The organism is uncultured Methylobacterium sp., assembly GCF_964242245.1.
In the GTDB taxonomy this organism is placed as follows: Bacteria; Pseudomonadota; Alphaproteobacteria; order Rhizobiales; family Beijerinckiaceae; genus Methylobacterium.
This window is the reverse complement of the sequence record NZ_CAXTBY010000173.1, coordinates 1-5,337: the sequence shown is the minus strand read 5'-3', so window position 1 is coordinate 5,337 and position 5,337 is coordinate 1. Positions and strand designations below refer to the sequence as shown.

At 69.7% G+C, this 5,337-nt stretch carries 6 protein-coding genes and 1 pseudogene; all 7 read right to left on the bottom strand.

Features of this window, described 5'->3' with window-relative positions; genetic code table 11:
* Positions 1 to 515: pseudogene (locus ACFE8Y_RS20585) on the bottom strand (photosynthetic reaction center subunit L); the annotation flags it as partial.
* A 166-nt stretch (positions 516 to 681) separates the two neighbouring features.
* Positions 682 to 864, bottom strand: a complete 183-nt coding sequence (gene pufA / locus ACFE8Y_RS20580; RefSeq protein ID WP_147730006.1) for a light-harvesting antenna LH1, alpha subunit — start codon at positions 862 to 864, stop codon at positions 682 to 684.
* 10 nt (positions 865 to 874) lie between these two features.
* The gene (gene pufB / locus ACFE8Y_RS20575; protein ID WP_375466231.1) at positions 875 to 1,108 is read right to left on the bottom strand and encodes a light-harvesting antenna LH1, beta subunit; all 234 of its coding nucleotides are present in this window, start codon (positions 1,106 to 1,108) and stop codon (positions 875 to 877) included.
* A 147-nt stretch (positions 1,109 to 1,255) separates the two neighbouring features.
* Complete coding sequence (locus ACFE8Y_RS20570; RefSeq protein ID WP_375466230.1) at positions 1,256 to 1,471, bottom strand: hypothetical protein; 216 nt, start codon at positions 1,469 to 1,471, stop codon at positions 1,256 to 1,258.
* A 110-nt stretch (positions 1,472 to 1,581) separates the two neighbouring features.
* Complete coding sequence (gene bchZ, locus ACFE8Y_RS20565) at positions 1,582 to 3,048, bottom strand: chlorophyllide a reductase subunit Z (RefSeq protein WP_375466229.1); 1,467 nt, start codon at positions 3,046 to 3,048, stop codon at positions 1,582 to 1,584.
* Positions 3,048 to 4,634: a chlorophyllide a reductase subunit Y gene (gene bchY, locus ACFE8Y_RS20560; RefSeq protein ID WP_375466228.1), complete on the bottom strand. Its 1,587-nt coding sequence runs from the start codon at positions 4,632 to 4,634 to the stop codon at positions 3,048 to 3,050. The genes bchZ and bchY overlap by 1 nt, the downstream gene beginning before the upstream one ends.
* 5 nt (positions 4,635 to 4,639) lie before the next feature.
* Positions 4,640 to 5,337: chlorophyllide reductase iron protein subunit X (locus ACFE8Y_RS20555; protein WP_375466227.1), on the bottom strand; the 698-nt coding region annotated here is incomplete at its 5' end.

The window sequence follows — 5,337 nt, the reverse complement described above, 5'->3', positions numbered from 1 at the left end:
GGATTGTAGTGGAAGTGCAGGTACTGGTAGCCGGTGTTCGACACCCAATCGAGGTGGCTGAGGATGCCGTAGGGGAAGCCGTAGCCCCAGGCGCCCATCAGGAACGGCCGGATCACCACCAGCGTCACGTAGGCGAAGATCGCCATCCCGAACGCGAACGGCACATGGTAGCCCATGCCGAGCTTGCGGCAAATCTCGGCCTCGCGCAGCGCCCAGGACACGAACGAGCCGATGGCGCAGAAGGTGATGATCTGCCAGAGCCCTCCCTCCTTCAGGGGGGCGAGCGCGAGTCCATACTTGAGGTCGGGCGGCGCGATGTTGATCTGCCAGATGTTCCAGGTCGGCCCGAGCGCCGCGCCGTAGATGACCAGCGCCGTGCCGAGCACGGTGAAGAACAGGCCCGTGACGCCGAAGAACCCGACGTAGAACGGCCCCACCCAGAAATCGAACAGGTCTCCGCCGACGAGGGTGCCGCCGCGGACGCGATACTTCTTCTCGAAACTCAGCATCGCCATGGCGATAGGCCTCCGGACTGGGGCGGGTGACGGACCGGCCGCGTTCGGCCTGTTCCGATCTCGATCCTTCGCAGCGGGCGGGAGCGGGTCGCCCGATCTCCGGTCCGCTGCGGGTCTCTCGACGCGGACCCGACCGGGCGTGCCCGGCCGGATGCCACGGTGACGGTCACGCCGGGGTCGGCGCGACGATCTGGAGGGAGGCCGCCTTCGAGTCCTTGGCACCCTCCAGCCAGTTGAACCGGCTGGTGCTGAGCAGGATGAAGTGGATCAGCAGCGCGAGGACGAAGAGGAAGGTGAACAGCGCCACCAGCGTGCGGCGGGGATCGAACAGGAGCCAGACCTTGTGCATGGTGTCCTCCTCAGGAAATCATCGAGACGAGGCCGTGGGCGGCCTGTCCGGCGCCCTCCAGCAGGGCGTAGCCCTTCGGCCCGGGCAGCCACGGCCGCCACAGCCAGACCAGGATGTGGGCGACCACGGCGATGGCCGTGAAGATGATGAAGCTCGTCAGGAAGATCGCGTGGAACTCCTTGGCTTCGGGTTCCGTCAGCCCCGACAGGCTGCTCGGTCGTTCGAGCGTTCCAGGATTGGCCATCGTTGAAGGTCCTCCGTTGGGCAGACCGCGCGGCGTCGTCGCGCGGGGGATAGTGCCGTGGCCGCATCCTGCGCCACGACCGGACTTCCACCCGTTCTCGCGGACGGAAGCGTCTCGAAGGGCTCGGGGGCGATCAAGCGGCCCGCGTCAGCCCATGAAGGCGTAGGAGATGGCCTGGACCGCCATGGTCCTGGCTTCGCCGAAGACCGAGCGGCGCGGCGCCGGACGGCCGGATTCATGTGCCGGCACGACGCGCTCGGCGATCGCCGCGACGAGGAAGAACGGGTAGGTCACGCCGAGGATCATCCGGAACTGGACTTCCTCCTGGTGCAGGCGCGACGTCGGGTTCATCGAACGGGCCATGGACTTCCTCCTGGGCGCGGCCTGCGCACTGCGCGGGTCCGGCGGGATGGGGGTGGATTCGACCGGCGCGAGCCGGAGCGAAGCGGCGGGAACGGAGTGAGCCGAGGCGCTCATGCGGCGACTCCGAGCTTCAGGCCCTCGTGCGCGGTCTCGACGTGGCCGCTCGCCACGCGCGCGGCGCCGTCGCGGCGGGCGTCACGCTCGGCGGCGTCGCGCAGGCGCTTGGCCATCGAGATCCGGACCAGCACCGGCTGGCTCTCGACGTAAGTTTCAAGGAGCGCCCGGGCGGGCTCCTCCCACGGCAGCTCGCGGTGCATGCGCGCCGGCGTCGCCTCGACCGCATCCATGTCGCGGGCGAGCGGGATGATGTGGAAGAGCATGTCGAACAGCGCGTTGCAGACTTCCTGCACGAGGTAGGTCGCACCGGAGTACCCCATGAACGGCGTGCCGGTATGGCGCCGGATGATGGCGCCGGGGAACGAGGCCGGCACGAACACCGCCCGGCACCCGCTCTCGACCGCGTACATCCGCTCGTTGAACGAACCGAACAGCACCAGCGGCGGATTTTTCGCGATGGCCTCGCGAACCGCTGCGTTGTCCGGCTTGGCGCCGGGTTTCCGGGCGAAGGAGAACGTGCAGGGAAGCCCCATCTCCTCTTCGAGGAAATGTCGGACGCCGCGCGCGTAGGTTTCCGTGGCGACGATGCCGAAGCTGGCAGTCCCGAAGAAGTCCTGCGTCACCGAGCGCCACAGGTCCCAGACCGGCTTGATCGTGGTGTGCTTCTCGCGCTCGATGAACGGCTCCGGGTCGAGACCCAGAATTTCACCGAGCGTGCGCAGGAACTTGGTGGTCGAGAGCACGCCGATCGGCGCCTGGAGGTAGGGCCGCTCCAGGTCCTCGCAGAGCAGGCGGCCGAACTCGCGGTAGAGGCAGACGTTGGCATCCGCGTTCACGAGCTTCGGCACGTCGGCCAGATGCGAACCCAGCGGGAATACGAGGTTGATCTCGGCGCCGATGCCCTCGACGAGGCGGCGGATCTCGGCGAGATCGGACGGCATGTTGAAGGTCCCGTAGGCCGGGCCGATGAGGTTGACGCGCGGGCGCTCGCCCGCCTTGCGCGCGGGCCGCGCAGGGATGCCCTTCTTGGCGAAGCGCCGGGCGGCGTATTCCTGCCAGAGCCAGCGCATCGCCCGGTCGGCGGTCTGCCACTGGTCCTCGTCGATGGTGCGCGGCAGGAAGCGCTGGATGTTGGTCCCTTCCGGCGTCACGCCGCCGCCGATCATCTCGGCGATCGAGCCGGTGACGACGACGCTGGGCTGGGCGGGATCGAGCACCGCGTGCGCCCGCTTCATCGCCCCTTCCGTGCCGTGGCGGCCGAGTTCCTCCTCGCCGAGGCCCGTGACGACGATCGGCAGTTCGTGGGGGGGCAGCGCGTCGGTGTAGTGCAGCACCGAGGTGACGGGCAGGTTCTCGCAGCCGACGGGGCCGTCGATGATCACCTGCAACCCCTTGATCGCCGTGAAGACGTAGACGGCGCCCCAGTATCCGCCCGCGCGGTCGTGATCGAGGACGAGCATCAGGCCATCTCCCCGATCGGATCGTGCGCGTGCTGCTTGGCCTTCGGGGCCGGCGCGACGCTTTTGCGGAGTTGCGGCACGTCCTCCCAGACGCCGGCGGCGTGGCCGGTGCCGACGCCGTCGAAGAAGGCGCGCATCGCGGCAAAGCGCTCCGTGTTGGCCAGCGCGGCGTTGATCACCTTGGCGAGCGACCCGGCGCCGGCGACGCCCATCAGCGGGCGGGCCGAGATCAGGTTGGTGAAGTACAGCGCCGGCGTGCCGGCTTCCTTGGCCTTCTGCACCACCGGCGTCGTGCCGATGGCCAGATCCGGCCGGTACGCGTGCATCGCCGCGAGGTCGTCCTCGAGCGAGGCGCGGAACCTGACCTGGACGCCGCGGGCTTCGAGCCAGGCGCGGTCGGCTTCCGACCACGGCGTCTTCGGGCAGGCGGTGCCGACGTAGCGCAGGTCCGCGCCGCTCTCGACGAGCAGCCGACCGACCAAGAGTTCCGAGCCCTCGTAGCCCGACAGCGTGATCCGGCCCTTGATCGGCGCGGCGGCGAGCACACCGCGGATCGGCGGCAGCAGGCGGTTCTTGGCCGCCTCGACCAGGCTACGCGGCACGGCGCAGGCCTCGCCGATCGCATCGAGCCAATCCGCGGTGCCGTCGACGCCGACCGGCGCGGAGCCGACGACCGGCCGGCCGGCCGCCTCGAACTCGCGGATGCTGGCGGTGTAGAACGGGTGGATCGCGGCCACCGCCGCGCCGTCGAGCGCGGCATACAGCTCGCGCCACTCGCGGGTCGGGACCACGGGGCCGGCCGCGAGCCCGAGGGGCTCCAGCATCGCGCCGATCACGACAGGATCGGCCGGGAACATCTCGCCCAGGAGCGTCACCGTCGGGCGCTCGGAGCGGCCGGCGCGAGGCGCCTGCACCGGACCCTGCTCGGCTTCCGTGCGGGCGAACTTCAGCATCGCGCCGGCGAGCACGTCCTTGGCCTCGGCATGCGTCGGCACCCCGAAGCCCGGCACGTCGATGCCGATGATGCGGACGCCGTCGATCTCCTTCGGCAGCAGCCGCAGCGGCACGCCGGAGGCGGTCGGGACGCAGAGGTTGATGACGACGACGGCGTCGTAATCCGCGGGCTTGGCCGTCAGGAACACCGCCTCGCGGATGTCCTCGAACAGCTTGCCGGTGACCAGCGTCTCCGAGTTGAACGGCACGTAGCCGACGCTGCGCCTGGCCCCGTAGAAGTGCGAGGTGAAGGTCAGCCCGTAGACGCAGCAAGCCGAGCCGGAGAGGATCGTCGCGGTGCGGCGCATGCGCAGGCCGACGCGGAGCGAACCGAAGGCCGGGCACATGCTCTGCGGCTGGTCGTGGGGACCGGCCGGGTAGTCCTTCTTGAGCTGCTCCAGCGTCTCCGACATGCCGGCGGCCTCGGCCGCGGCCCGCATCGCATCCTTACCGGAATGGCAGCCGAGGCCGTCGCCCTTGGTCGCGTCGAGATTGATCGGCGCGGCCGGGACCGGTGCCTGGAGGGCCTCCAGGGTCGAGGCCGGAACCTCCCGGCGGGCGCGCAGCGCAGCGATGTCGAGGGTGACGGCCATGCGCGTCAGACCTCGTCGTAGACGACTTCGAGGGACGGCTTGGTCACGTGGGCGACGCCGCACATATCCTCGAAGGTGGCCGGCACCAGCACCACGTCGCGGCCGGTGCTCTCGCTGGAGAACAGGCCGAGCAGGCCGTCCTGGCTGAGCGGGGTCGGGTGGTTGGGCTTGGCGTCCGCGACGTTCTGGGCCAGATCCGAGAACAGCGAGCCCCAGCGCCCGTCGGGCCGGCCGATGATCTCGTAGTTCGCGCTCTTCCGGCGGATGTCGTCGTCGGCCGGGATCGAGGCCAGCACCGGGATGCCGACCGCGTCGGCGAAGGCCTGCGCCTCGCCGGTGCCGTCGTCCTTGTTGATGACGAGGCCGCCGACGCCGACGTTGCCGCCGAGCTTGCGGAAATACTCCACCGCCGAGCAGACGTTGTTGGCCACGTACAGCGATTGCAGGTCGTTGGAGCCGACGACGATGACCTTCTGGCACATGTCGCGGGCGATCGGCAGGCCGAAGCCGCCGCAGACCACGTCGCCGAGGAAGTCGAGCAGGACGTAGTCGAAGCCCCATTCGTGGAAGCCGAGCTTCTCCAAAAGCTCGAAGCCGTGGATGATGCCGCGGCCGCCGCAGCCGCGCCCGACCTCGGGGCCGCCGAGCTCCATCGCGTAGACGCCGTCGCGCTTGAAGCAGACGTCGCCGATGGCGACCGCCT